The sequence below is a fragment of the Streptosporangium sp. NBC_01755 genome (assembly GCF_035917995.1).
Taxonomy (GTDB): Bacteria; Actinomycetota; Actinomycetes; order Streptosporangiales; family Streptosporangiaceae; genus Streptosporangium.
The window spans coordinates 5,219,660-5,246,098 of the sequence record NZ_CP109131.1 but is presented as its reverse complement, the minus strand read 5'-3'; the positions used below and the strand labels follow the sequence as shown (position 1 = coordinate 5,246,098).

Sequence of the window (26,439 nt, the reverse complement as noted above, 5' to 3'; positions counted from 1 at the left end):
GACCTGCTGTGCTTGAGATCACGAATCTGTCCCACACCTACGGCAGCGGGCCGACCGCCCACAACGCGCTGGGCGGCATCGACCTGAAGGTCGCCCAGGGTGAGCTGGTGTGCATCGTCGGCCCCTCCGGGTGCGGCAAGTCCACACTGCTGCGCTCCATCGCGGGGCTGCTCCGGCCCAGCGTCGGCCAGGTCACGCTCAACGGCGCCCACGTCGAGCAGACCCCCGACAACCTGGCCGTTGTCTTCCAGGACTACAGCCGCTCCCTGTTCCCCTGGATGTCGGTGGCCGACAACGTCTCGCTCCCGCTGCGCCGCAGGGGACTGGACAAGCGGCAGCGCGGGCAGGCCGCGCTGGAGGCGCTGGAGGAGGTCGGCCTGCACGGCGCCGCGGCCAAGTACCCGTGGCAACTGTCGGGGGGCATGCAGCAGAGGGTGTCCATCGCCCGCGCCCTGGCCTACCGACCGGCCCTGCTGCTGATGGACGAGCCCTTCGGCTCCGTGGACGCCCAGACCCGCGAGGACCTGGAAGACCTGACCCTGCGGGTCCGCAACCTGCACAACATGACCATCGTGCTGATCACCCACGACATCGACGAGAGCGTCTACGTCGGTGACCGCGTCGTGGTCCTGTCCAAGGCCCCGGCCGGGATCGTCGGTGACCTGCGCGTGGACCTGCCGGGACCGCGCGACCAGATCACCACCCGCGAGCATCCCGACTTCGTGCACCTGCGCGCCGAGGTCGGCCGCCTGGTGCGCGGCATGCGGAGCCCGTCGGCCTCGACCCCCTGACACCCGACCCCTGAGAACACCCGCCGGAATCCACGCCCCCCGCCCGGGCCGCGGGTCCCGCGCACGCTTGCCGGGGCGTACCCGGTCCCCCCCTCAGGACCGCACGCCGCAGAGAGAGGATTTTCATGAGCGACCCACAGGCACCCGTCTGGGATGCGATCGGTGGCGTCTCCCGTTTCGCCGCCCTGGCCACGATGGCCGAGCTGGGCTGCGCCGACCAGCTGCGAGACGGCGCCCTGAGCGTTGACGAGCTCGCACTGCGCTGTGGCGCCGACCCGTCCGGGCTCGGCAGGGTGCTCCGCCAGCTCGCCGCCATGGGCATGGTCGCGACCGCGGCGCCCGACACCTACGAGCTGACCGAGGCGGGTGCCACCCTCCGCGCCGACGTGCCCGGCTCGCTCCGCTCCGCCGTACGGATGATCGCCGAGGACGGCTTCTGGTACGGCATGGGCAAGCTCCCGCAGACCGTGCGCACCGGCAGGTCGGGCTTCGTCGAGCGGCACGGGCACTTCTACGGCTACCTGAAGGCCACCCCCGGGGCCGGCGCGCTGTTCGACGACTACATGGTGGTCAGGGCCCAGCCGTTCGCGGACGCCGTGGCCTCCCGCTATGACTTCTCCGGCGTGCGGACCCTGGTGGACGTGGCCGGCGGCAAGGGGCACATCCTGGCCGCGGTCCTGAAGGAACACTCAGATCTCAGCGGTGTGCTGTTCGACCAGGAACAGGTCGTCAGCGGGGCCAGGGAGTTCTTCGCCGAGGCCGGCCTTGAAGACCGGTGCGAATTCGTGGACGGCGACTTCTTCGCCTCGGTACCCGCCGGGGCGGACGCCTACCTGCTGAGCAGCGTGATCCACAACTGGTCCGACGAGGACTCCGTACGGATCCTGCGCAACGTCAGGGAGGCCATCTCCGACGACGGCCGTGTGCTCCTGGTGGAGGCCGTGGTGCCGGACGACGACAGGCCGCACATCAGCAAGGACGTCGACATGCGAATGCTCGCCCTTTTCGGCGAGGGCATGGAACGCAGCACCTCCGAGTACGCCGAACTCCTGGGCAAGTCCGGTTTCCGGCTCAGCCGGCAGGTTGAACTGCCCGGTGGCGCCTCAATCGTGGAGGCCCTGCCGATTTAGGGCCGATTCAGGGGCCGACTCAGCCCGATACAGGCCTGATGCGGGGCTCGATACAGGCCCGATGCGGAGCCCGACTCAGGGCCCGATACAGGCCCGATGCGGGGCCCGCGAAAAAGCGGCGGCCGGTGACGTGAGGTTCACGTCACCGGCCGCCGCTTTTCCAACCACTTTTCGCACAGAAAGGAAACGACCACCGTGAGATCGGTGGTCACCTGCTCAATCGGCACGGCAGGCGACCGGTACATCTGCCCGGAGGACGGACGCCCTGGAGGGAACGGCACGCGATGCGGGGGCGGACACCGGAACGGGGTTGGGAGCGGGTGGGGGCGGGAAAGACGTGGGCCTCGCCCCCTCGGGGCGAGGCCCACGTCAGGAGGTCAGACCCTGAGCGTGAGAACGTGCTCGACCAAGGTGATCAGGGTCGACTTCACGGCGTCACGGGACCGGGCGTCGGTCCGGACGATGGGGATGTGCGGGGAGATCGTCAGAGCCTCCCGCACCTCCTCCTCACCGTGGACGTGCGATCCGCCGAACCCGTTGAGGGCCACGACGAACGGCAGTCCTGCCTCCTCGAAGTAGTCGACCGCCGGGAAGCTGTCGGCCAGCCTCCGGGTGTCGACGAGCACGACCGCGCCGATCGCACCTTTCACGAGGTCGTCCCACATGAACCAGAACCGGTGCTGACCAGGCGTACCGAACAGGTACAGGATCAGGTCACGGTCCAGCGAGACCCGGCCGAAGTCCATGGCGACCGTGGTGGTGCGCTTTGTCGGGATGTGCGAGAGGTCATCGACGTCCGCACTGGCCTCTGTCATCACCGCTTCCGTGGTCAGCGGCATGATCTCGGAGACCGCGCCGACGAAGGTCGTCTTGCCGACACCGAACCCGCCGGCGACGACGATCTTCGTCGACGTCATCCCGGCGTCAGAGCCTGCGAAGCCCACTGAGCACCCTTTCAAGCAAATTGAGATTCGGCTTACCCGCATCCAGCGACGGCTGGTGGATCTGCACCAGGCCCTCGGCCGCCATGTCCGCGATCAGTACCCGGGTCACGCCGAGTGGCATGCGTAACAGGGCGGAGAGCTCGGCAACCGAGCGCACCTGCCGGGACAGCGAAATGATCGCCTGATATTCCGTGGAGAGCGTGGTGGGATCCACTCCCGCCAACGTCGCCGAGGAGACCAGCGCCTCGAGAGCGAGCTGCATCCGAGGGGCGGTCCTGCCCCCGGTCACAGCGTACGGGCGAATCAAACGGTCTCGCCCGCTCTTGGCCTTGGGCGTGTTCGGGGGTTCCTCCCCGGGCCCACGCCAACCTGGTGCCTCCATATCACCCCCCTATCGCTGAACCGACTGCAGTTCGGCCCGTAGCGCAGGCGTAAGCGCCTGACCGGCACGCTCTGCGAGCAGTGTCATCTGGTAGGCCACGAGGCCCATGTCGCAGTCCGGCGAGGCCAGTACGGCCAGCGCGGAACCATCACTGATCGACATGGTCAGCAGGAGACCCCGCTGCATCTCGATCACCGTCTGTGCCACAGGGCCGCCCTCGAAGACTCGTGAGGCACCCTGGGTGAGGCTGATCAGACCGGCCGTGATCGCGGCGAGCTGATCCGCTCGATCTTTGGGAAACCCCTGGGAGTAGGCGAGCGGGAGCCCATCCGCGGAGACGATCACCGCGTGTGCCACTCCGGGCATCTCCTTGACGAACTCGGTGATCAGCCAGTTGAAGCCACGGGCGGCCTGGCTGAGTTGGTTGTTCACTGCTGGTTCTCTCCCTCGACGGCCTTGGCGCGTTCGCTCATCTCAGCGCGCCCCTGCCGTACGCCTTGCTGGAAACTGGACAGGCGGCTGCGCACCCGATCCGCCGATATCGGCGGCATCGAGAGGGGCTGCGCAGCCGGTGCCGCCGAAGCGGCTCCGGGAACGAGGTTCGCCTTGGGCACCCGCTTCGGCAGGCCCGATCCGGTCACGCCGCCCTCCATGGGCTTCTTGGCGGCCTCGGCGGCTGCCCAGCCCTGATCTGAGGGGGTGCTCCACGGCTGCCTCTCGGCCGCCGGCATGACCGGCTTGATCGGCTGCGGCTGCGGCTGCGGCTGCGGCATGGAATCCGAGACCTTCGGGAAGTTCTGGGTCTCCAGCCCCTGCGGCCCCCGCCTGACCCGTGGCTCCAGCGGCCGAGGCCTGGTCTCGGCGACAGGCTCGGGATCGGGATCGAGATCGGCCCCCTGCTCCTGCTCGGGTGCGACGGACGCGCTGCTGCGGAACCAGTCGGACCCCACCGCCTCGAAGATCGGAAGGAACTCCTCCGGCTCCGGTTCCGTCGGCGACACCTCGACCACGGGAAGGGCCTGGGTGTTCTCCACCGGCTCCAGCCGCTGCGGCGTCCACAGCTCGGACGAGGAGGTCTCGGACCATGCCGAGGGGAACGACGGCGCCGGGGTCGGCGTCAGCGGCGACGACCACAGGTCCTCCACCGCGGAGGCGGGCACCACCGGCCCCGACCAGAGGTCTCCGGACATCGGCGCCGGCACCTGGGGCGGCTGGGGTGGCGCCTGGGCGGGCTGCCCGAGGCCGGCCTGCGGTCGGCCACCGGGCCCGGCACCGGTCCCGAACGGGTCCAGGTTCGGAACGGAGCCGAACGGGTCGGGGTTGACGGAGGAGAACGAGTTCGCGGGATCACCGAAGAAACCGGGCGGCATGCCGCCCTGTCCGGCCATCGCCATCTCGGGCATCACCGTGCCCTGGGCCACCACCTGCGCCGGCAGGAGCACGACGGCGCTCAGGCCACCGGTCTCGGGGCGCCGGAGCTGGACCCTGATCCCGTGGCGCGTGGCCAGCCGGCCGACCACGAAAAGGCCCATCCGGCGGGAGACCGACAGGTCCACCGCGGGGGGCTCGGCCAGCCGCCGGTTGGCCTCGGCCAGTTCCTCGTCGCTCATGCCGATGCCCGCGTCGGTGACCGCCAGGATGACGGCGCCCATCTCGTTGCCGTTGCTGGTCACCGTGATCTTGGTGTCCTGCGGCGAGAAGAAGATCGCGTTCTCGACGAGCTCCGCGACCAGGTGGACGATGTCGTTGACGGCGTGGCCGATGATCGAGATGCCCGACTCGACCCGGAGGTTCACCCGCTCGTAGTTCTCGACCTCCGACAGCGAGGCGCGGACCACGTCGCTGAGCGGAACAGGCTCACTCCACCGGCGGCTCTGCTCCTGACCGGCGAGGACCAGGAGGTTCTCGGAGTTCCGGCGCATGCGGGTGGCCAGGTGGTCCAGCTTGAAGAGGCTGCCCAGCCGGCCCTCGTCCTGCTCGCCCTGCTCCAGGTCGTCGATGAGGTCGATCTGGCGTTCCACGAGCGACTGGGTGCGCCGGGAGAGGTTGACGAACATCGCGTTGATGTTGCTTCGCAGCCGGGCCTCGTCACCCGCCAGCCGGATGGCCTCGCGGTGAACCTCGTCGAAGGCCCTGGCCACTTCCCCGATCTCGTCGCGGGAGGCCACCCCGATGGAGGGCACCTCGATGTTCGGAGCGTGGTCTCCGGACTCCCGCAGCGCCCGGACGGTCTCGGGCAGCCGGCTGTCGGCCACCTCAAGCGCCTCGCTGCGCAGCTTGCGCAGCGGCCGGACGAGCGTGCCGGCCACCCAGGCGGTGATGAGCAGGATCAGGACCAGCAGGACCAGGATCGAGGCACCGGAGATCGCGGCGCTGCGCTGTTCCGCGGCCTCCATCTCCTGGCTGCGGGCCACCACCGCGGCCGACAGGCCGCGCTCGACGGTCCGCATGTTGTCCACGATCGCGGAGGAGGCGGTGTACCAGGTGTCGGCGCTCCTGAGCCAGCCGGTACCGATCCGCTCCAGCGGCTTGTTCTCCCGAATGAAGGACATGACGAGGGCGCGCATGGAGTCGGCCTGGTCGATCTTGGGGCCGTTGACCACATCGCGGAACTTCTTGACGTCGGCGGCCGAGGCGGTCGCGCGGAAGGCGTTCTCCTCGCTCTGCTGGCTCCGGTACGCGCCCAGCAGGTCGGCGGGGTCGTCGAAGTCGAACTTGCGGTCCAGGAAGCTGACGAGGAGGGTGCCCCGCTGCCTGGCGACCTGTTCCTTGGCCCGGCTCAGCGCGCCCAGCGCGAGCGCGTCACCGATGAGGCGCTCGTCGCCGCCACTGCGCCCCAGGTCGTCGTGGAGGGTGATGAAGTCGGCGATCATCCGGGAGTACATGCCGAGGGCCGCCCGGGGCAGCACGCTGCCGTCGGTCATCAGTCTGCGCAGGCCGGGGAGACCGTCGAGCCAGCCGCGGATCTGGGTGACCTCGGTACGGACACGGGCCGCCTGCGACTCGTCGAGGGCTTCCACGGCGGCCAGCGTCTGCTTGCTGCTCCGGTCGACCACCCCACGCTGTTCCCTGACCTTGGTGAGCCGGGTGCGGTTGGCACCGGCGACGTACCAGGCGGTGAGGTCGCGCTCCTCGGCCATCTCGTGGGAGAGCGTGCCGAGCGACTCGACCAGTGAGGCGACCTCGGTCATCCGGCGGTACTCACCGGCCGTGGAGAGGGCGGTGGTCAACTGGAGGCCGGTGAGCAGGATGGCCGCGGCGGTCGGGAGCAGGATCAGCGCGACCAGACGTGGACGCACACGCCAGTTCGCCGGCAGGAGTCGACTGCCCCCTGACGCGCGGTGGCTTCGGCGGTCTTGTGTCATCACTGGCCTACGTAACCCCTCGCCGAATTCGGAAGCGGCGAAAGCAATTTGAGCACATCCTTTATGTCACTTCGAATGGAGTAAAAGCCGATAAATCCCCAAAAAAAGGACATACGGCTACAAAGCTGTCAGGCCGGTCTGAAGGAATCCCTCACCTCCGGAGCCTGGTGCTTGATCATCAGGTGGCGGGTCACAGAGTATTCCCCAACCGCCTCCTGACTCATGTCCTTGCCGAAGCCACTCCCCTTGACCCCGCCGTGCGGTGCCTCAGAGGCGATGGGCAGATGGTCGTTCACCCAGGTCACGCCCACATCGAGCCGATGCGACACGCGCAGCGCCCTGGCCACGTCCGCAGACCAGACCGACGAGGCCAGCCCGTAGACGGTGTCGTTGGCCAGCCGCACCGCCTCGTCCTCTCCGTCGAAGGGCAGGGCGACCAGCACCGGGCCGAAGAGTTCACCCTGAACGATCTCACTGTCCTGGGTCGCACCGGAAATCAGCGTCGGCGGGTAGTAAAATCCGGGCCCTTCGAGCGGGGCGCCGCCGCAGAGCACGGAGGCACCCGCGGCGACGGATCGCTCCACGAAGCCGTGCACACGGTCGCGGTGCCCCGCGGAGATCAGCGGGCCGATGTCGGTGGCCGGGTCCCAGGGGTCGCCCACCCTGATCCGCGCCAGCGTCGCGTGGAGCGCCTCGACCGCCTCGTCGTACACCTCCCGGGAGATGTAGACACGGGTCGCGGCCGTGCAGTCCTGGCCGGTGTTGTAGGTGGCGCCCATCGCGACGCCCCTGGCCATCTCGGACAGGTCGGCGTCCCCGAAGACCAGCGCCGGAGCCTTGCCGCCGAGCTCCAGATGAACCCGCTTCAGGGAGCCCGTGGCACCGCGCATGACCGCGCGGCCGGTCGCGGTGGAGCCCGTGACGCTCACCATGTCGACGCCCGGGTCGGTGACGAGGGCCTCGCCCACCTCGGCGCCGCCCAGCACCACCTGGAGCAGGCCGTCGGGCGCGCCCGCGCGGGCGAACAGCTCGGCCATCCGCAGCGTGGTGCCGGGCGTCTGCGGGGCGGGCTTGATGACCACCGCGTTCCCCGCGGCGAGCGCGGGGCCGATCTTCCACACCGCCATGACCAGGGGAAAGTTCCACGGGGCGATCGATCCGACGACGCCGACCGGGCGGCGCACGAGCACCGAGGTGTAGCCGGAGCTGAGCACCCCCGCACCGGTGCCGTCCAGCGAACGGGCCGCCCCGGCGAAGAAGCGGAGGTTGTCCGCCGCGAACGGCAACTCGCCGTCGCGGAAGACCGGCGCGGGCTTGCCGCTCTCGGCGACCTCCAGCCGGGTGAGCTCCTCGGCGTCGGCCTCGACGAGATCGGCGAAACGCAGCAGCACCCTGGCCCGCTCGGCCGGGGTCGCGGCGCTCCATTCCTGGAACGCCACGCGGGCCCGCCGCACGGCGGCGGCCACCTCCTCGACAGGGGTGTCGGCCGGCTCCCCCAGGAGCTCGCCGGTCGCCGGATTGATCAACTTGCCCATGGAACTTCCCTCATCGTGGTGGTGCGGAGAGCCGTCAGGCGCCGGCCCGCTCGATCAGGTCGGCCGCCCTGCGCAGGCCGTCCCGTCCGCGGATCTCCTCGCCCGCGGCTGCCAGGCGCTCGCGGAGCGCGCCGTCGCCCAGGAGTCTGTCCAGCGCGCCGGTCAGCTCCTCGGCGGAGAAGGCGTAGGTGGACAGGCGCACACCGTAGCCGAGTTCGTGGACGCGCTGCGCGTTGTCGTACTGGTCCCAGAACAGGGGCAGCAGGATCATCGGCTTGCCGAAGTGCAGCGCCTCGGTGGTGGTGTTGTTGCCGCCGTGCGTGATGACCAGGTCCGCCAGAGGAATGATCTTGGTCTGCGGGACGAACTCGGCGCCCCACATGTTGGCGGCCAGCTTGATCTCCTCGTGCAGCGGACCCATGGAGACGATGAAACGGTACGGGGTGGTGGCCAGCACGTCGATGACCCGCTGCATGAGCGAGACGTCGGCCGAGCCGAGCGAGCCCAGCGAGAAGTAGACCAGCGGGCCGTCCTGCCCGGCCAGCGACGCGGGGAGCTCGAAACCGCCCTCCGTCTCACGCACCGAGGAGTCCAGGCGGTGCCAGGAGTCGCCCAGCGGCCGGGCGTCGACGTAGTCGGCGATCTCGGGGAAGACGTAGAGGTTGAGGTCACCCTCGTGGATGAAGTCCAGGTCCGGCAGCGGGTCGGCGCCCTGCTCGACGACCCACTCGTTGAAGGCGGTCCAGATCTCACGGTGGGTGCGGTCGTGCTCGGCGTTGAAGGCGGCCCACTGCGACCGGTCGTCGGCGGGCAGCCCGGAGAAGACCGGGGCGACGCCCTCGCCGCGCACCTCCAGCGGGTTGCAGGAGACGATCCGGACGAACGGCTTGCCCGCCGTCAGCAGCGCGGGGAAGGTGATGACGTTGTCCTCGACGATGACGTCCGGCTGGACGCGCTCGATAATCCCCTTCAACTGAGGCTCGCAGTACTTGACGCCGTCGATAAGCGCGTCCCAGATCGGCTTGGTGACCGTCTCCAGTTGCTCCAGGGTCGACTTCCGGTATTCCGGGGCGGTGTCCCTGATGAAGTCCTTCCAGAACTGCCCGGCGTCCTGCTCCTCTTCGGCCGGCGGTGCGAGATCGACCAGGTCCTCCTCGAATCCGAGGGCCGCCAATTTCCCCTTCCAGGAGGCCTCAGCTGCGAAAACAACTCTATGTCCGCGCTTACGAAGAATGTCACCGATGCCGATACAGTTGTTCGTCGGCCCGTAGGCACTCTCCGGCATGAACAGGATCGTGAGAGACATCACGCCTCCTTGCGTCTAGAGGTTGCGGCTTTTGAAGAATGGTGAAATTCTCGGCTAGCAAAAATGCGGGAAAACGGTCACTACGGCCCCCGGCACAGAGCATGATTTTCAACGAGCGGGGGAATATGACGCGCAAGGGACGGGCGGACCGGCGCCTGGATCTCATCGCGGCCGCGCATCGGGCGATCATCCGGCACGGCACCGATGGGGTGCACCTCAACCATGTCGCCGAGGAGGCCGGGCTCACCTCCGGCGCCGTCCTGTACCACTACCCGCGCCTCAGCGAGTTGCTGGTCGACGCCCACCATGCCGGGATGGAGCGCTTCTACGAGCAGCGACTCAAGCGGATCAAGGGCACGCGCGACCCCGCGGAGAAGCTCGTCGTGACCATCCGCTCGGGACTGCCGCACGGCCCGGACGACCCGGACGTCCGGCTGCTCAACGAGCTCGGCGGCGCCGCGCCCCGCAACAGGATGTACGCGCTCCTGCTGACCACCCTCTACGACCGCCAGGTCTCGCTCTACCAGAGCATCCTGGACACCGGGGCCGCGCTGGAGACCTTCACGCTCTCCGGCGACTCCCTGCTCATCGCCCGCAACCTGGTCGCGCTCGAAGATGCGTACGGCTATCGCATAACGGCCCGCCACCCGATGATCGGCCCGCAGGAGGCGGCGGAACTCATCCTCGACTACGCCAGGACCGCGACGAACAACCCGCTCGACTCGTCTCATTGAGGGATCAGCACTCCGTCCCCCTCCGCCCAGCCGAGCGTCACCTCGGAGCCCGCCTGGACCTGGGTGGCCCCCTGGGTGGCCACCAGCACGGGCTCCGGACGCCCGCTCACCTGTACCGACACGTGCGAGACGCCGCCGTAGAAGCTCACGTCGACGACCTCTCCGCTCAGCACGCCCTCGTCGCCCAGCCTGAGCCGCTCCGGCCGTACGGCGAGCAGCGCGGGCGTGCCGTCGGGCAGGCCCGACGTGCCGGGAAGGATGCCGAGCCCCTCGCTGGCCAGGCCGACCGAGCAGGCCCTGCCCGCGAAGATGTTGTTGGCCCCCACGAAACCGGCGACGAACGGCGTGCGCGGACGCTCGTACAGCTCCACCGGGGCGTCCACCTGCTCGACCCCGCCGGCGTTGAAGACCGCGATCCTGTCGGCCAGCGACATGGCCTCCTCCTGGTCGTGAGTGACCACGACGAAGGTGATGCCGACCTCGTTCTGCAGCCGTTTGAGCTCCAGCTGCATCTCCGCGCGCACCTTCTTGTCCAGCGCGGACAGCGGCTCGTCCAGCAGCAGCAGGCGTGGCCGCTTGACGATCGCGCGGGCGAGCGCGACCCGCTGCCGCTGGCCGCCGGAGAGCTGATGCGGCCTGCGCCCGGCCATCGCCGCCAGCCCGACCTTCTCCAGGACCTCGTCGACCCTTTTGCGGATCTCCGCCCTGCCCAGCCTCTCCCGCTCCAGGCCGTACGCGACGTTCCTGGCCACGGTCATGTGCGGGAAGAGCGCGTACGACTGGAACATCAGGTTGACCGGGCGGCGGTGGGCCGCCTGGCCGAGCAGGTCGTCGCCGTCGAGCGTGACGGTGCCCTCGTCTGGCGACTCGAAGCCGGCCAGGATCCGCAGGAGTGTCGTCTTACCGCAGCCGCTGGGGCCGAGCAACGCGAAGAACTCGCCCTGCCGGATCTCCAGGGAGACGTCCGACAGCGCCGTGACGTCACCGAACCGGCGGCTGACACCCGTGATCTTCAGCATTAGGACAGCGACTCCGTCAGTCGGGTCATCCGCTGGGTCACGATCACCGCGGTGAAGCTCACGAGCAGCAGCAGCGTGGCCAGAGCGTTGATCTCGGGGGTGACCCCGAAGCGGACCATTGAGTAGATGACGATGGGCAGGGTCGGCGTGGTTGGCGCCGCCGTGAAGAACGCGATGACGAACTCGTCGATCGAGAGGGTGAACGCGAGCAGCGCGCCGGCACCGATGCCCGGTGCCAGCTGCGGCAGGGTGATCCGGACGAACGTCGTGAACGGCGTCGCCCCCAGATCCCTGGACGCCTCCTCCAGGGAGGTGTCGGCGTGGGTGAGCCGGGTGCGGACCACCGCGGCCACGAACGCCATGCCGAACACCGTGTGGGCCAGCAGCACCGAGTGCAGCCCGAGGGTCGACTTGATCGTGGCGTAGAACACCAGCAGGCCGATGCCCAGCACCAGGTCGGGAAGGACGGCCGGCAGCACGCCGAGCGCGTCGAGCACCCGCGACCTGGTGTGGCGGGCCAGGCCCACGGCCAGCAGGGTGCCGAGCACCGTGGCCAGCGCCGTGGAGCCCACCGCGACGATCAGCGTGTTGACCAGGCCCTCGCGGATGCCGGCGTTCCCGGCGAGCACGCCGTACCACTCCAGGCTGAAACCCTCGTAGACGTAAGGGGACTCGCCGGCGTTGAAGGACATCGCGACGAGCACGACGATCGGCGTGTAGAGGAAGACGTAGGTCGCCCAGAAGGGGACGTACAGCAGTCGGGGTCTACGCACGTCGGGCACTCCATGCCTGCAGGAGCAGCAGGACGATCAGCACGGCGAGCAGCGCCAGTGCGAGGGTGGACCCGAACGGCCAGTCGCGCGCCTTGAGGAACTGGTCCCTGATCAGGTTGCCGACCATGATGGAACGGCCACCGCCGAGCAGCTCGGGGATGATGAAGTTGCCGAAGCTCGGTACGAACACGAACAGGCAACCGGTGAACACGCCCGGCAGGGTCAGCGGCAGCGTCACCGAGGCGAACGTGCGGACGGGCCCGGCTCCGAGGTTGGCCGACGCCTCACGGAGCTGCGGGTCCAGCTTCTCGATCGCCGCGTACAGCGGCAGGACCATCAGCGGCAGGTACGAGTACACCAGGCCGGTGACGATGGTGCCCTGGTTGTAGAGCAGCTCCAGCGGCTTGTCGATCAGCCCCAGGTCCATCAGGGTGCTGTTGACCAGCCCGGGACCGCTCAGCAGGACGATCCAGGCGTAGATGCGCACCAGGAAGTTGGTCCAGAACGGCAGCACGACCGCGACCAGCGCGATCGTCTTCCACTTCCGCGGGAGCTGGGCGATCAGGTAGGCCGTCGGGTAGCCGACCAGCAGGGCGATCAGCGTGGCGATCGCGGCCAGTTTCAGCGAGCCGATCACCACGTCGAGATAGAGGGGGTCGAGCAGGCGGGTGAAGTTCTCCCCCGTCAGCTCGTAGACCACCCCGCCGAACCGTCCCCGGCGAAACACCGTGAAGCCGATGAGCAGCGCCAGCGGGATGAGCAGCAGGACGATCAGGTACGTCAGTCCGGGCCCCAGAAAGACGAGCCTTCCCAGGGCACGCGATCGGCGCGCCCGTGATCGCACGGACGCGCCGGAGGTGGTGGAGCGTGTCACTGCTGGGCCGCGACCTCGGTCGCGAGCTTGGTGAACTTCAGTGAGTCCTCGCCCAGGTCGATGATCGACTCACCCTTGAGCAGGTCGGACGGGCTCATCTGCAGCGGGGCGTTGGCAGCCTTGAGCTCGGGGTTCATCGCGTCCATGGCGGCCTTGTTCGGGACCTTGTAGAGGATGTTCTCCGCGGCCCAGCCGTGCACCTTCGGGTCCAGGATGTAGTTGATGAAGGCGTGTGCCGCCTCCTTGTTCTTGGAGGACTTCAGCACGACCATGGTGTCCACCCACAGGTCGCTGCCCTCCTTCGGCACCGCGAACTTGATGTTCTCCTCGGTGGTCGGGCACCAGCCGTCCCACGCCTCGACCATCACGGCCTCGCCGCTCTTGAGCTTGTCGCCGAAGGTGGTGTCGTCATAGCCGAGCAGCTTCGGCTTGGCCTCCAGCAGCTTCGCCTTGACCTTGGCGATCTCCTCGTCGTTCTTGGTGTTGACCGAGTAGCCGAGCGCCTTGATGGCGGGCAGGGCCAGCCAGCGCTCGGTGGTCATCATGGTGACCTTCTTCACCGCCTCGGCGGGCGGGTCGAGAAGGTCGTTCCAGCTGGTCGGAGCGGTCTTCATCAGGTCGGTCCGGTAGCAGATGCCGGTGGTGCCCCAGGTGTAGGGAACCGAGAAGACATTGCCCTTGTCGTAGGAGAGCTCCTTGGCCTCGGGATAGAGGTTCGCGAGGTTCGGGATGAGCTCGGGGTGGAGCGGCTCCAGCAGGCCGGCCTCGTTGAGGGCCTGGGCGTACTGACCGGAGACGAAGGCAACGTCGAGCCCGGTGTCGGCGCCACCGGTGAGCTTCGCCATGATCGCTTCGTTGGTGTCGTGCAGGGTGACCTTGAGGTCGGTCTTGAGCTTGTCCTTGACCTCGGCGGCCAGTTCCTTGGGGGTGTAGCCGTCCCAGACGGAGATGGTGAGGCTCTGCTTGGACAGATCGGCGTTGGGGTTGAGCTGCGCAGACGAGGCGCTGGCGGCGGGTGCGGCGGTGTCCGCGCCCCCTCCTCCACATGCGGAGACTGCGAGCGCGAGGCCGGCGGTCAAAGCGACGGCCGGGAGACTACGGGTATACCGAGTGCGGGACACGGCCGCTACTCCTTCGAAATTCAGCGTAAGTGGGGTAGACCGGCCGTAGGGGACACGGCAGACCAAACCAGGAGTGTTGCAGTCAACATTATCTTGAGCAAGACTTCCCACGACATCATCCCTGGAAAGTTGGGTCCGCTTGTTAAATCCAGCTTCAATCTGGAACCGGCTCGACACGGTTCCCCGAGCCGGCGACGGCCGGAGCAGCGCGCTCCTCAGCGCTCTGACCAGCACGGATACCTCCCCCTTCAGCGTGCGCCGGTTCCATCCGCTTCCCGACCCGGCTGTCCCGGTTTTCTCAACCGACACTCAATTGTCATTGATCGACAGGGGTGCCCGGACGGGTGAGCGAGGGTTCGACGTCGACCAGACCAACCACTCGGTGGTCGTCGGCGAGAGGGTGGTTGTCAAATGGCTCACCCCGCCCGTACCGCTCCCGGCGCCCGCGCCCGACGTGTTCGCGCACCTGACATCGGTCGGCTTCACCGCGACCGCCACGCCCTACGCGTCCCTCTCCCGGCGCGCGGACGACGGCTCCGAGACGCTGCTCGCCCTCGTCACCGCCTACCTCCCCGAAGCGAGGGACGGCTGGGAGTGGTGCGTGGACGAGGCCGTCTCCTTCGGGACCTCCTTCGCCGCCGACCTGGGCGTCCTCTCGGCCGACCTGCACGCGGCGATGGCGACCCCGTCGACGACCTTCCCCGACCCGGTACGGACGGCGGAGGGCCCGTGGTCACTCCGGGCCGGCGAGGCGCTGGAGGAGGCGCTGGCACTGACCGACGGCGAGGACGGCGAGTGGCTCGCGGCCCACGCCGGCGCACTCCGCGCCGAACTGGCACCGCCGGCCGCCACGGGCGCCACCCCGCTGATCCGCATCCACGGCGACCTGCACGTCGGCCAGATGCTCCGCTGGCGGGACGGGTACGCGGTGATCGACTTCGACGGCAACCCGACCGTCGCGGACGCCAACCCCTTCCAGCCCGCCGCCCGCGACCTCGCCCAGCTCACCACGAGCCTCGAACACGTCGGTCAGGTCGCGGTCAGGCGCCGCGACGCCGACCCCGCGATGATCGCCGAGTGGGCCGTCGCGGCCCGCGCCACCCTGGAGTCGGCCTACCTGGGACGCCTGGCCGAGTTGGGGCACGCCACCCTTTTGGACCGTTCCCTGCTGCGCCCTTTCGAGATCGAGCAGGAGTGCCGCGAGCTGGTATACGCCGCCCGGCACCTTCCCCGCTGGCGCTACGCCCCGATGGGCGTGCTGCGGTCGCGCTACCGATGACCGTTGGAACCGATGAAGGAGAGCACGTGATTCCCGAGCTGTACCTCGCCGATCTGGAGGCCAAGCCGGCCGCGCTGACCGGCCTGGCAAGCGCGCTGGAGGCCGACGACCCGTATCCCGGAATTCCCTCCGGGATACGGCGGGTGGTCTTCCTCGGCATGGGCAGCTCCCGGTACGCCGCCCGGGTGGCCGCGCTGCGCCTGCGGGCGGCCGGAGTGGACGCGGTGGCCGAGTACGCCTCCGCCGCCCTGACCTACCCGCCGAGCCCGGACACCCTGGTGGTCGCCATCTCCGCCACCGGTGGCAGCAGGGAGACCCTCGACGCCCTCGCCCGCCACCGTGGCCGGTCCTTCGTCGTCGCGCTGACCAACGTGCCGGGCTCGCCGGTCACCGAGGGCGCCGACCTGGTGGCCTTGATGCTGGCCGGCGAGGAGCGCGGTGGCGTGGCCTGCCGGACCTTCCAGCACACCCTCGCCCTGCTCCTGGCACTCGGAAACCGCCTCACCGCCTCCGGCGGGGATGTGCCCGCGCTACTCCGCCGTACAGCCGAGGCCACCGCCGATCTGCTGGAGCGCCGCGGCGAGTGGCTGGAACCGGCGGCGGCACTGCTCGACGGCCCGCACGGCGTCTACACGATCGCCCCCGCCGAGCACCTGTCCTCCGCCGAGCAGTCGGCCCTGATGTTCCGGGAGGGACCACGCAGGGCCGCCGACGCGTGCGAGACCGGTGACTGGGCCCATGTGGACGTCTACCTCACCAAGACCCTCGACTACCGCGCCATCCTGTTCCCCGGCTCCCGCTACGACGAGCAGGCCATGGAGTGGATTCGGCAGCGCGGCTCCACGGTCCTGACCGTCGGCGGCGACCTTCCCGGCGCCAAGGCCTCCATCCGCTACCGCCACGACGACGATCCCGACGTGGCGCTCCTGACCGAGACCCTGGTGGCCGAGCTCGTCGCCGCCCGGTGGTGGCTCGCCCCGAGCTGACCCGCCGTCCCCGGCGGGCCCCGCGACCGGCCCCGACCGGCCCCGACCGGCCTCAGATCTGGTCGAGGCCGCTGAGGACGCGTTCGAGAATGTCGGGACCGGGGCCCGCCGCGTCGACCTTGGGGTGGTGGATCCGCACCAGGCCCTCGGACTCCATGTCGGAGACCAGGACACGGGTCACACCGAGGGGGACGCCCAGGAGGGCGGAGATCTCCGCGACCGAGCGGACCCGGCGGCACAGATCGCTGATGAGGCGATACTCCCGGATGTAGGACAGGCCGAGCTGGGCCGTGGTCGAGGTCGAGACCATCGCCTCCATGGCGAGCTTGGCGCTCGGCACGATCCGCCCTCCGGTCACGGCGTACATCCGGACCAGCGAGCTCTCCTCCTCGACCGGCTCGCCGTACTCCGGCTCGTCCCCGAAGCGCCTGTCCTGCCCACCGTCGGAGTTGTCGGCCCGCACGGCTACCGATCCCCGTTCGAGAGCTCGTTGCGCGCCCTGTGCACGCCCTGCTGGAAGCTCGATATCCGGTCGCGGAGCCGCTCGGCCGAGACCGGGGCCGGGGCCGCGCCCGGTTCCGGGTGCGACTGTGCCCGCGCGAGCGGCGCCACGGAGCCGGGCACCAGGTTGGCCTTGGGAGTGCGCCTGGGCAGGCCGGCCGCGGTCGTACCGCCGTGTGCGGGGGCGCTCGCCGCCTGGGCGGCCTGCCAGCCTCCGTCACCTGGCGAGGACCACGCTTCGGGCTCGTCCCGGAGTTTCCCCGGGACGGGGTCGCCAGGGGCCGCGGCAGCGGAACCGTCTGGCTCCGCGCCGGGTTCTCCGGAGGAGGCGGCGATCCTGAACCAGGCGGACTCGACCGAGGCGAAGATCGGCAGGAACTCGTCCCGCTGTGCCGGCGGCGAGGCCCCCATCCTGGGCAGCGGCCCTGTCCCGTCCGCCGGAACCTGACCTGGAAAGGAGTCGAGCGGGCCGGGAAGGCTGCCGAAGAGGCCGGAGTCCGGCTCTGGGAACTCCCCCCGCGAGCGGGACCGCTCCACGGGCGGGCTCCACACGCTCGGCGCGTTCGCGTCCGGCCGCCTGTCCCACCCGGGTGCGGGGGATGCCTGTGCGGGGACCTGCGCGGTGGGGGCCGCGAGCACGGGGGCCCTCCGGGACAGGCCCTCGGCACCGGCGGGGAACGACGGGCCGGTAAAGGGCGAGACACCCGCGGGGAGGGCGCCGGAGAGTTGCGGGTAGCCGACCTGCTGGGGCGCGTCGGGCGGCGTGACGAGGAGCGTCTCCGGGAGGAGGATCATCGCGGTCAGGCCGGACTCCTGGTGGCGGAGCCGGACCCGGATGTCGTGCTTGACCGCGAGGCGGCCGACCACGAACAGACCCATGTGGCGGGCGACCGACGCGTCGGCGGCCTGCGGGTTGGCCAGCCGCCAGTTGGCCTGGGAGAGCTCGTCCGGCGTCATACCGATGCCCTGGTCGGTCACCGAGACCATCACACCGCCGCCCTCGATCCGGCTGCTGGACACCGTGACCCTGGTGTTCGTCTGCGAGAACGAGACGGCGTTCTCCACCAACTCGGCCAGCAGGTGGACCACGTCGCTCACCGCGGGACCCTCGACGGCGACCTCCGACTGGACCCGGTTCGTCACCCGCTCATAGTTCTCCACCTCCGACAGCGCGGCCCTGACCACGTCCATCAGCTCGACAGGCTGCCTCCAGCGCCGTGCCACCTCCTGCCCGGCGAGGACGAGCAGGTTCTCGCTGTTGCGGCGCATGCGGGTGGCGAGGTGGTCGAGCTTGAACAGGTCCGCCAGCCGCTGGTCGTCGCGCTCGCCGCGCTCCAGCCGCTCGACCAGGCTGAGCTGGCGTTCCACCAGGTTCTGGCTCCGCCGGGAGAGGTTGACGAACATCGCGTTCACCGTGTTCCGCAACTTGGCCTCGTCGCCCGCCAGCCGCACCGCCTCCCTGAGTACCTCGTCGAACGCCCTGGCGACCTCGCCGATCTCGTCTCGGGACAGCACCCCGATCGGCGGCACGTCCGCGACGACCTCCCCCTCGCGCGACTCGCGGACCCGCTGGACGTACGCGGGCAGCCGCTCCCCGGCGACCTCCAACGCCTCCCCGCGCAGCCGCCGTAGCGGGCTGACCAGCGAGCGCGCCACCCAGATGGTGATCACCAGCACGAGCGCCAGCAGGGTGACGACGGCCATGGCGACCATCAGGGCGCGGCTCTGCTCGGCGTCACCGAGCTGCTGGCTGCGTACCACGATGTCCCGGGCGTGCCGTTCCTCGACCCCGCGCATCTGGTCGACGACGACGGTGGCCGCATCGAACCACTCCTCGGCGTCGTCCTTCTCCGCCGGGTCCAGCCCTTTCAGCGAGACGCCGGAGGCCACGCGGAGCAGGACCAGCTCGCGGAGGAACTCGGCGCGGTCGGCGGTACGGCCGTTGACCGCCTCGTCGAAGAGGCGGCGGTCCCGGCTTCCGGCCTCGGCGGCGAAGGCCTTCCTCTCGTTGCGTTCCGTGGAGAGCGCGCCGAGGAACTGCTCCATCTGCTCCTGCTCGAACCGCCCCGCCACCAGCACCACGGTCAGCAGCGCCCGCTGGAACGAGACCGCCTCCTTGGCGCGGGCGAGCGCGTCCAGGGTCAGGGCCTGGCCGAACAGGACGTCGTCGGCGGTGCCCTTGCCGAGCTCGTCGTGGAGGGAGATCAGATCGGCGATGACCGGGGTGTAGGCGGCGATGGCCGCGTCGGGTAGCAGCGTCGACCCCAGGGCCTGGGTACGCAACGGGGGGAGGTCGTCCAGGCGGGTGATCGCGGTCTCGACCTCGTCCCGGGTACGGCCGCTCACCTCCCTGCCGAGCAGGGCACCGCTCTCGCGAACGCGTGTCACGGCACCGTCGACCAGGTCCATCTGGGCCCGCACGTTCTTCACCCCGCTCGCGGGGCGGCCGAGGGCGATGAACCAGGCGGTGTGGTCACGTTCCTTGGCCAGTTCGTGGGTGAGCGCGCCGACGTGGCCGGAGAGCCGGGCCAGGTCGTTGATCCGCCGGTAGTCGTTCGAGGCACTCATCGAGGCGAGCACCTGGACCCCGCCGAGCAGCACCGCGGCGATCGTGGGCACCAGGATGAGCGCGACAAGGCGCCGCCTCACCCGCCAGTTCCGCGGGCGTAGGCCGCTGCCCGCGGCTTGGATCCTCTGTGTGCTCACCGAACGCTGCCTCTCGGTGGATGAACCACCGGTCGAATTTCCTGCGGTTCTCGGCAATTCGAGCACATATCGACCTATGGGGCCAAGCGAACACAGCTCAATAAATGCGTATTCCTGGCGAAGCGGTGACTGGAATCTGGAGCTCCAACTACGGATGGAATACCGGTTTTATTCACCTACGAGATGGTCGCGGACCACGAACCCACCCGGATGCGGCAGGGGCTACGCAGACGTGCCGTAGGCCGCGCGGACCCGCAGAACATGCTCGACCAGAGTGATCAGCGTGCCTTTGACGGAGTCGCGGGAGCGGGCGTCGGTCCGCACGACGGGAATGTGCGGGGCCAGCGTCAGAGCCTCCCGCACCTCGTCCTCGTTGTGCGGGAACTCCCCGTTCCAGCCGTTGATACCGACCACGAAGGGGAGCTTGGCCTCCTCGAAGTAGTCGATCGCGGGAAAGCCCTCGGCCAGTCGCCGGGTGTCGATCAGGACCACCGCGCCGATCGCGCCGCGGACCAGGTCGTCCCACATGAACCAGAACCGGTGCTGGCCGGGCGTGCCGAACAGGTACAGGATCAGGTCGCGGTCCAGCGAGAGACGGCCGAAGTCCATCGCGACCGTGGTGGTGGTCTTGTTCGGTGTGAGGTCGAGATCGTCGATCCCGGCGCTGGCGTCGGTCATCACCGCCTCCGTGGTCAGCGGCAGGATCTCCGACACCGCCCCCACGAACGTGGTCTTACCGACACCGAATCCCCCCGCGACAACGATTTTCGTCGATGTCAGGCCGCCGCCGCGGCTAGAGCCTGCGAAGTCCACTGAGCACCCTTTCCAGCATGTTGAGATCCGGTTGTCCCCCGTTGAGACGTGGCTGGTGGATGCGGACGAAACCCTCGTCGACCATATCCGCCACCAGAACGCGGGCCACGCCGAGCGGGACCCTCAGCAGAGCCGAGATCTCAGCCACGGAACGATACGAGCGACAGAGCCTGATGATCGCATCCTGCTCGGGGCTGAGCAGAGCCAGGTCCTCCTCCATGATGAAGGAAGAGGAGACCAACGTCTCCATCGCCAGGTGGAAACGGGGCTCCGACCTGCCACCGGTGACGGTGTACGGACGGAACAGGGGCTCGTCGTCCTCGGTTCCGTCAATCCCGCGCACCGGCCTCCCCACGGACGACCCCGACACGGACCCGGTCACTACCGGCCCCGGAAAGACTGCAGCTCGGCACGGAGCGCGGGGGTGAGCACCTGACCGGCCCGCTCGACGAGCAGGGTCATCTGGTACGCCACCAGACCCATGTCGCAGTCGGGAGAGGCCAGCACGGCGAGCGCGGAACCGTCGCTGATCGCCATGACCAGCAACAGTCCGCGCTCCATCTCGACCACGGTCTGGGTGACGGAACCTCCGTCGAACACGCGGGAGGCACCCACGGTCAGGCTGAGGAGACCCGCCGCGACCGCGGCGAGCTGGTCGGCCCTGTCGGCCGGAAACCCTTCCGAGCCGGCGACCCTCAGCCCGTCGGCGGAGACGCACACCGCGTGCGCGACACCGGGTGTGCCGCGGACGAACTCGGTGATCAGCCAGTCGAACCTGCGTGCCTCATGACTCAGGGTCGTCACGAGCCCTCCTCCTTGTCCATAAGGCTCCCGGTAGTGGCTTCGGCCACTTCGGCGCGACCTCGTCGCACCCCCTGCTGAAAACTCGTCAGACGGTTGCGCACCCTGTCCGGGGACGGCGACGGCATCGGGCTGGACGGCGTGGGAGCGGCCGTGCCCGGTACGAGATTCGCCCTTGGAATGCGCTTGGGCAGGCCCGCGGCGGTGATCCCGCCGAGGGTGGGGGCACTCACCGCCTGGGCGGCCTGCCAGCCGACGTCGGAGGGGGTGTCCCAGCCGTCCGGGTCGCCCGCCTCCGCGCCCGCCGGGGGCATGGACTCCTCCGCCCAGGCCGCCTCCGGCTCTCCGGACCTGCTCACCGGTGCGGAGGACGTGGGCACCTTGTCTTCCACCGGCCCGTCCTTCTGCTCACCCGGCCCGTCCGCGCGGCGGAACCAGGCCGACTCGACCGAGGCGAAGATGGGCAGGTACTCCTCCTGCTCGGGTTCGAGCGGGGAGACGCCCACCGTGGGCATCGTCCCAGCCGCCGGCCCCTCGTACTCGTACTCGTACTCGTACTCGTACTCGTGCTCGTATGAGGACTCTCCCCGGGAGGGGGAGCCGGGAGCGGAGACACCCCCGTTGCCTTTCATCCCGCCGACCTGGCGCTTGGGCAGTGGCGCGCCACCTGCCGGAGCACCTGACGAGTCGATGTGACCGGCGGAGTCCTGCCGTCCCGGAGCGGTATGGTCACCGGGCAGCGAGGTCGAACCGAACGAGGGTGCGTCCGGGATGGACGCCTGCCCGAACGAACCCTGTCCGAACGAGCTCTGCCCGAACGAGGACTGCCCCTGTCCGAACGAGGACTGCTCGAACGAGGGCTGGGCCTGTCCGAACGAGGACTGCCCGAATGAGGGCTGGGCCTGTCCGTACGAGGGCCGCTGGACGGGCGGACCGCCGGTGGGCGCCTGGGCGGAGAAGTCCCGCGAGACCGCCTGCTCCGTCCCCCAGGAGGGCGTCTGCACCGGCTGGACCTCCTGCACGAGGATCTCGGGCGGGAACAGCACCATGGCGACGAGGCCACCGCCCTCCTGCGGGCGCAACTGCACCCGGATGCCGTGGCGCAGCGCCAGGCGGCCGACCACGAACAGGCCCATGCGCCGCGACACCGAGACGTCGACGACGGGCGGATCCGCCAGCCTGCGGTTCGTCTCGACCAGTTCCTCGTGGGTCATGCCGATACCCGGGTCGCTGACCGCGAGCAGCGCGCCACCGCCCTCGATCGCGCTGCTGGAGACCACGACCCGGCTGGCCCGGGGAGAGAACTGGACGGCGTTCTCCACCAGCTCCGCGACCAGGTGCACGATGTCGTTGGCGGCACTGCCCGCGACCGAGATCGTACGGTGCACCTTGACCTGGACCCGCTCGTAGTCCTCCACCTCGGATAGGGAGGCGCGCACGACGTCGACGAGTTTGGCGGGCCGGCTGCGCCTGCGGGGCGGCTCGTGACCGGCGAGGACCAGGAGGTTCTCGGAGTTGCGCCGCATACGGGTGGCCAGGTGGTCGAGCCTGAACAGGTCGGCCAGGCGGCCGCCGTCCTCCTCCCCCTTCTCCAGGCCGTCGATCAGCGAGATCTGCCGCTCGACCAGGGTCTGCGTGCGACGCGACAGGTTGACGAACATCGCGCTGATGTTGGAACGGAGCTCGGACTCCTCGGCGGCCAGGCGCACGGCCTGCCGGTGGACCTCGTCGAAGGCCTTGGCCACCTCGCCGATCTCGTCGGTGGTCTCGACCGAGATGGGGGCGATGTCGGGTGTCCTGGTGTCGCCGGAGACCCGCAGCCGTTGCACGACCTCGGGAAGCCTGAAGCCCGCGACCTCCAGCGCCTCGGCTCGCAGGCGGCGCAGCGGCGTCACCATCGAGCGGGCGATGACGACGGTGAGGCCGAGCACCAACAGGAGCAGGAGCAGGATCAGAGCCGATGTGATGATCGCGGTGCGCTGCTCGGTGTCCTCCAGCGCCCGTGCCCTGGCGACCACGTCACCGGCGACCTTGGTCTCGACCTTCCGCATCAGGTCGAGGACCGCGGTGTTGTCCGAGAACCACTGCTTGACCTCGTTGGAACCCGGCAGCAGCCGCCCGGTGTAACGGGGGTCGCCGGCGAGCACGATCGCCCTGGACTTGGTCAGCTCGGCCCGGTGCACCCTTTCGTCGATCATGGAGGTGACGAGAAGCGAGCTGTTGGCCGGGCTCGCCTCGACGCTGAAGTCCGCCTCGAACTCGTTCATGCGGGAACGGGAGGCGATGAACTTCTCGATCTCCTGCGGATTGATCAGCGAGGGCGCGTAGTAACCGGCCAGCAGGCGGGCGCGCTGCCTGGAGACCTCCTCCTTGGCGTACGCCAGGGCGCTCAGCGCGCGGGCGTTGCCGATGATCTCCGAATCGTCACTGACCAGTGTGAGCTCCTCATGGAGCTTGAGCAGCGGGGCGATCATGTGGCTGTAACGTTCCACACGGGTCGTGCCCGGCAGGCGGCGCAGCTCGGAAATGCCCTCCAGCTGGTAGGCGACGCTCTTGGCCGCCTCGACGGTTCGGGACCCGTAGGAGTCGTCTATCGCCTGGACCTCCAGCAGCACCTTCTTGACCAGCGCGTCGACCACCTTCCGCTGGGCTTCCTCGCTCTCTTCCAACCCCTTGTTCGAGGGCTGGAACGACGCCCAGGCGCCTCGGTCACGTTCCAATCCAAGCGCCTGGGCCAGATCCCGGAGGCCGCCGGAGTACTCCGCCGCGGCGGCGGTCCGCTGGTATCCGGCGACGCTGTCGACGGAGGCCACCACGCGCGTACCGGCAAGCAGGACACCCACCGTGGTCGGCACCAGGATCAGAGCCGTCAGACGCGAACGGACACGCCAGTTCCTCAGGCCGAACCGGGCGGCAGGCCGCTTGCCACGGTCGGGTGCCGAAGCACCCCCGCTCTCGGATGTCGCCGTCGCCAAAGCTCTCGCTACCCCTCAATCACGACACAGGTGGACAACATCAGACCACAAGGTCACGTGAGAGAGTCGACAAAACCGACATATCACCTTTGATTGTTACGAAGGCGACAAAAGCGATCATCCACGGCTACCGCAGGGCAGCCAGCACCTGGTCGCGTATCTGAGCTCGCTGGACCTCGTCGGTCAGCGGGCGGCCGGCTCTGTCGACCACGTAGAAGACGTCCACCACCTCTGCGCCGAGAGTCTCCACACGGGCAGCCCGTACGTCAAGGCCACATTCACCAAACGCTCTACCAATGCGCCACAAAAGTCCCGGACGGTCATGGGCTCGCACCTCGATGACCGTCGCGGTGTTCGACGCGTCGTCCAGCAGGTTCACCCTGGGCGGCGCCACCGGCACCCGGGTCGGGCGCAGCGACCTGCTCCTCCTGGAGAGACGCTGCTCGATGTCGAGGCGGCCGGCCAGGACCAGCCGCAGGTCCGCCTCCAGCGTCGCGGGGTCGGGCGGCGAGCCGTACTCGGGGACGACCGAGAACTCGATCACGGCGGTCGCCCCCGCCGAAGCGGCCGACGCGGCGCGGACCACCATCCGGTGCGCGGCCAGCACCCCGGCCGCACGCCAGAGCAGCCCGGCGCGGTCCGGCGCGACCACGGTGACCGCTCCCCCGTTGATCCGTACGGCGCCTCCGCCGTGGCGGGCCAGGGACGCCTGCTCCACCGAGAGCGAGGGCGCGGGCCGCAGCGGGGTGCCCGAGAGCACCGAACGGACCCGGCGTACCAGATCGGTGACCAGCGAGGCCTTCCACGAGTTCCAGGCGGCGGGCCCGGTGGCGTGGCCGTCGGCCACGGCGAGGGCCGCCAGCAGTTCGAGGACCTCGCGCGTACCGACGGCCTCGGCCACCCGGGAGATCGTCACCGGGTCGTCCAGGTCGCGGCGGGTGGCCGTCTCGGGCAGCAGGAGGTGATGGCGGACCACGGTCTCCAGGGTGTCGACGTCCGCCGGGGGCAGGCCCATCCGGGTCCCGATGTCGCGGGCGACGACGGCGCCGGTGGTGGAGTGGTCGCCGGGATATCCCTTACCGATGTCGTGCAGGAGCGCCGATATGAGCAGCAGATCGGGCCGGGAGACCTCGCGGGTGAACGAGGCGGCCCCGGCCGCGGCCTCGATCAGGTGCCGGTCGACCGTGTAGCGGTGCACCGGGTTGCGCTGCGGGCGGTGCCGCACCCGCTCCCAGTCGGGCAGCAGGCGGACCAGCACTCCCGCCTGGTCCAGCTCCTCCCAGACCGGCACGGCCGCGCGCCCGGCGCCCAGCAGGGCCACCAGGGCATCGCGCGCCTCGTCCGGCCAGGGCACGGGGAGTGGTGGCGACTGGGCCGCCAGCGTGGTGACCGTGGCGGGTGCCAGCGGCAGTCCCGCCTCTGCGGCGGCGGCGGCGGCGCGCAGCACGAGGGTCGGGTCCTTGCGGGGGTTGACCCCGCGGGCCAGCACGACCTCTCCGCCGTGCTCGACGACTCCGTCGGCGAGCGGGCGGCGGCCACGGGGGGTGGGACCGGTCAGCAGCCGGTCGACGGTGCGCCAGGTGGCGTCGAAGGCGTGCCCGATCGTCCTGGCGGCCTCGGCGAGCCTGCGCATCAGCGCCTCGGCGTCGAGCAGGCCGAGGATCCCGGCGACCGCGTCCTGCTCCTGGAGCACCAGCCGGTCGACGCCTCGGGCGGTCACCAGGTGCAGGCCGTGCCGGATGTCGAGCAGCAGCTCGTAGGCCTCGCGGACTCGCGGGCCGGGAGCCGAGGCGACCCAGGCCGCAGCCACGGCCTGCATCGCCTGCACGTCACGGATGCCGCCGCGGGAATCCTTGATGTCGGGTTCGAGGAGGAACGCCAGCTCCCCGCTCGCCTCCGCACGCTTGTCTGCGGCGTCGCGCAGCTCGCCCAGGCGGCGCCGGGAGTCGGCCCGCCACTCGGCGAGCACGACCTCGCGCGCCGACCGCGTCAGCTCCTGGTCTCCCGCCACGTGCCGGGCCTGGATCAACCCGAGGACCGCCTTGAGGTCCTCCCCGGCCACCCTCGCCGCCTCGTCCACGGTCCGCACCGAGTGGTCGAGGCCGATCCCGGAGTCCCAGATCGGATACCAGATGCGGTCGGCGATACGCGCCACGTCATCTCGCCCGTCGTGGAGCAGGACCAGGTCAAGGTCGCTGCCCGGCGCGAGCTCCGAGCGGCCCAGGCTCCCGACCGCGACGAGCGCGACTCCACTGAGGGCGCCGCGCTCGTCGTTTCTCGTCGTTCCCCCGTTGTGCCCGTACGGCGTGCCGCAGGCGGTCCTGACCAGGTCTGTCAGCCAGCGGTCGATGTCCGCGGCCCGTTCCTTACGGGCCGCGGCGTACGAGCGAGTGTCGCCTCTCAC

22 protein-coding genes are annotated in these 26,439 nt (G+C 69.7%); 5 read left to right on the top strand and 17 right to left on the bottom strand.

Features of this window, described 5'->3' with window-relative positions; all coding sequences use genetic code 11:
- Positions 1 to 8: 8 nt before the first annotated feature.
- Positions 9 to 791 carry an ABC transporter ATP-binding protein gene (locus tag OG884_RS24990; RefSeq protein WP_326636751.1) on the top strand — a complete coding sequence of 261 codons (783 nt, stop codon included), beginning with the start codon at positions 9 to 11 and terminating at the stop codon, positions 789 to 791.
- Positions 792 to 916: 125 nt separating this feature from the next.
- Complete coding sequence (locus OG884_RS24985; protein WP_326636749.1) at positions 917 to 1,921, top strand: methyltransferase; 1,005 nt, start codon at positions 917 to 919, stop codon at positions 1,919 to 1,921.
- A 377-nt stretch (positions 1,922 to 2,298) separates the two neighbouring features.
- Here the strand turns inward: OG884_RS24985 and OG884_RS24980 are convergent, their stop codons facing one another.
- The 6 genes from OG884_RS24980 to OG884_RS24955 form a co-directional block, all read right to left on the bottom strand.
- Positions 2,299 to 2,838 carry a GTP-binding protein gene (locus tag OG884_RS24980; protein ID WP_326636747.1) on the bottom strand — a complete coding sequence of 180 codons (540 nt, stop codon included), beginning with the start codon at positions 2,836 to 2,838 and terminating at the stop codon, positions 2,299 to 2,301.
- A 7-nt stretch (positions 2,839 to 2,845) separates the two neighbouring features.
- On the bottom strand, positions 2,846 to 3,247 hold the full coding sequence (locus OG884_RS24975) for a DUF742 domain-containing protein (protein WP_442811519.1): 402 nt from the start codon (positions 3,245 to 3,247) through the stop codon (positions 2,846 to 2,848).
- 9 nt (positions 3,248 to 3,256) lie between these two features.
- The gene (locus OG884_RS24970; RefSeq protein ID WP_030906232.1) at positions 3,257 to 3,679 is read right to left on the bottom strand and encodes a roadblock/LC7 domain-containing protein; all 423 of its coding nucleotides are present in this window, start codon (positions 3,677 to 3,679) and stop codon (positions 3,257 to 3,259) included.
- On the bottom strand, positions 3,676 to 6,546 hold the full coding sequence (locus OG884_RS24965; protein WP_326636744.1) for a sensor histidine kinase: 2,871 nt from the start codon (positions 6,544 to 6,546) through the stop codon (positions 3,676 to 3,678). Before OG884_RS24965 ends, OG884_RS24970 begins: the two co-directional genes overlap by 4 nt.
- Positions 6,547 to 6,740: 194 nt before the next feature.
- The gene (locus OG884_RS24960; protein WP_326636742.1) at positions 6,741 to 8,147 is read right to left on the bottom strand and encodes an aminobutyraldehyde dehydrogenase; all 1,407 of its coding nucleotides are present in this window, start codon (positions 8,145 to 8,147) and stop codon (positions 6,741 to 6,743) included.
- A 34-nt stretch (positions 8,148 to 8,181) separates the two neighbouring features.
- Positions 8,182 to 9,321 carry a glycosyltransferase gene (locus tag OG884_RS24955; protein WP_326636740.1) on the bottom strand — a complete coding sequence of 380 codons (1,140 nt, stop codon included), beginning with the start codon at positions 9,319 to 9,321 and terminating at the stop codon, positions 8,182 to 8,184.
- Between the two features lie 257 nt (positions 9,322 to 9,578).
- Between OG884_RS24955 and OG884_RS24950 the strand changes: the two genes are divergently transcribed.
- A complete protein-coding gene (locus OG884_RS24950; protein WP_326636738.1) occupies positions 9,579 to 10,187 on the top strand; it encodes a TetR/AcrR family transcriptional regulator in 609 nt (202 codons plus the stop codon).
- On the opposite strand, the gene OG884_RS24945 is transcribed toward OG884_RS24950, so the two are convergent.
- Genes OG884_RS24945 through OG884_RS24930 form a run of 4 tightly spaced genes read right to left on the bottom strand, consistent with a single transcriptional unit; the run spans position 10,181 to position 13,932 of the window.
- Positions 10,181 to 11,206, bottom strand: a complete 1,026-nt coding sequence (locus OG884_RS24945; protein ID WP_326636736.1) for an ABC transporter ATP-binding protein — start codon at positions 11,204 to 11,206, stop codon at positions 10,181 to 10,183. The two genes, OG884_RS24950 and OG884_RS24945, sit on opposite strands and share 7 nt — an antisense overlap.
- Complete coding sequence (locus OG884_RS24940) at positions 11,206 to 11,979, bottom strand: ABC transporter permease (RefSeq protein ID WP_326636735.1); 774 nt, start codon at positions 11,977 to 11,979, stop codon at positions 11,206 to 11,208. The genes OG884_RS24945 and OG884_RS24940 overlap by 1 nt, the downstream gene beginning before the upstream one ends.
- Positions 11,972 to 12,853 (bottom strand): ABC transporter permease, encoded by an 882-nt coding sequence (locus OG884_RS24935; RefSeq protein WP_326636733.1) that lies wholly within the window; start codon positions 12,851 to 12,853, stop codon positions 11,972 to 11,974. The genes OG884_RS24940 and OG884_RS24935 overlap by 8 nt, the downstream gene beginning before the upstream one ends.
- A complete protein-coding gene (locus OG884_RS24930) occupies positions 12,850 to 13,932 on the bottom strand; it encodes a polyamine ABC transporter substrate-binding protein (protein ID WP_326636731.1) in 1,083 nt (360 codons plus the stop codon). The genes OG884_RS24935 and OG884_RS24930 overlap by 4 nt, the downstream gene beginning before the upstream one ends.
- A 355-nt stretch (positions 13,933 to 14,287) precedes the next feature.
- Here OG884_RS24930 and OG884_RS24925 point away from each other — a divergent pair, with 355 nt between their 5' ends.
- Both OG884_RS24925 and OG884_RS24920 read left to right on the top strand, forming a co-directional pair.
- Positions 14,288 to 15,253: a hypothetical protein gene (locus OG884_RS24925; RefSeq protein WP_326636729.1), complete on the top strand. Its 966-nt coding sequence runs from the start codon at positions 14,288 to 14,290 to the stop codon at positions 15,251 to 15,253.
- A 26-nt stretch (positions 15,254 to 15,279) separates the two neighbouring features.
- The gene (locus tag OG884_RS24920; RefSeq protein ID WP_326636727.1) at positions 15,280 to 16,239 is read left to right on the top strand and encodes an SIS domain-containing protein; all 960 of its coding nucleotides are present in this window, start codon (positions 15,280 to 15,282) and stop codon (positions 16,237 to 16,239) included.
- A gap of 52 nt (positions 16,240 to 16,291) precedes the next feature.
- On the opposite strand, the gene OG884_RS24915 is transcribed toward OG884_RS24920, so the two are convergent.
- The 7 genes from OG884_RS24915 to OG884_RS24885 all read right to left on the bottom strand — a co-directional run bounded on the left by OG884_RS24915 (position 16,292) and on the right by OG884_RS24885 (position 26,439).
- Entirely contained in the window at positions 16,292 to 16,702 is a 411-nt protein-coding gene (locus tag OG884_RS24915) for a DUF742 domain-containing protein (protein WP_326636725.1), read from the bottom strand.
- A 2-nt stretch (positions 16,703 to 16,704) separates the two neighbouring features.
- Positions 16,705 to 19,389, bottom strand: a complete 2,685-nt coding sequence (locus OG884_RS24910) for a nitrate- and nitrite sensing domain-containing protein (RefSeq protein ID WP_326636723.1) — start codon at positions 19,387 to 19,389, stop codon at positions 16,705 to 16,707.
- Between the two features lie 279 nt (positions 19,390 to 19,668).
- Positions 19,669 to 20,259: a GTP-binding protein gene (locus OG884_RS24905; protein ID WP_326636721.1), complete on the bottom strand. Its 591-nt coding sequence runs from the start codon at positions 20,257 to 20,259 to the stop codon at positions 19,669 to 19,671.
- Complete coding sequence (locus OG884_RS24900) at positions 20,240 to 20,602, bottom strand: DUF742 domain-containing protein (RefSeq protein WP_326636719.1); 363 nt, start codon at positions 20,600 to 20,602, stop codon at positions 20,240 to 20,242. Before OG884_RS24900 ends, OG884_RS24905 begins: the two co-directional genes overlap by 20 nt.
- A gap of 38 nt (positions 20,603 to 20,640) precedes the next feature.
- Positions 20,641 to 21,063: a roadblock/LC7 domain-containing protein gene (locus OG884_RS24895; RefSeq protein WP_442811518.1), complete on the bottom strand. Its 423-nt coding sequence runs from the start codon at positions 21,061 to 21,063 to the stop codon at positions 20,641 to 20,643.
- A complete protein-coding gene (locus OG884_RS24890; protein WP_326636717.1) occupies positions 21,060 to 23,915 on the bottom strand; it encodes a sensor histidine kinase in 2,856 nt (951 codons plus the stop codon). Before OG884_RS24890 ends, OG884_RS24895 begins: the two co-directional genes overlap by 4 nt.
- 247 nt (positions 23,916 to 24,162) lie before the next feature.
- Positions 24,163 to 26,439 (bottom strand): [protein-PII] uridylyltransferase, encoded by a 2,277-nt coding sequence (locus OG884_RS24885; protein ID WP_326636715.1) that lies wholly within the window; start codon positions 26,437 to 26,439, stop codon positions 24,163 to 24,165.

Coding starts and splice junctions, on each gene's coding strand:
- OG884_RS24945 (WP_326636736.1), bottom strand. CDS start 11,206: ATGCTGAAGATCACGGGTGTCAGCCGCCGGTTCGGTGACGTCACGGCG.
- OG884_RS24975 (WP_442811519.1), bottom strand. CDS start 3,247: ATGGAGGCACCAGGTTGGCGTGGGCCCGGGGAGGAACCCCCGAACACG.
- OG884_RS24985 (WP_326636749.1), top strand. CDS start 917: ATGAGCGACCCACAGGCACCCGTCTGGGATGCGATCGGTGGCGTCTCC.
- OG884_RS24960 (WP_326636742.1), bottom strand. CDS start 8,147: ATGGGCAAGTTGATCAATCCGGCGACCGGCGAGCTCCTGGGGGAGCCG.
- OG884_RS24950 (WP_326636738.1), top strand. CDS start 9,579: ATGACGCGCAAGGGACGGGCGGACCGGCGCCTGGATCTCATCGCGGCC.
- OG884_RS24980 (WP_326636747.1), bottom strand. CDS start 2,838: ATGACGTCGACGAAGATCGTCGTCGCCGGCGGGTTCGGTGTCGGCAAG.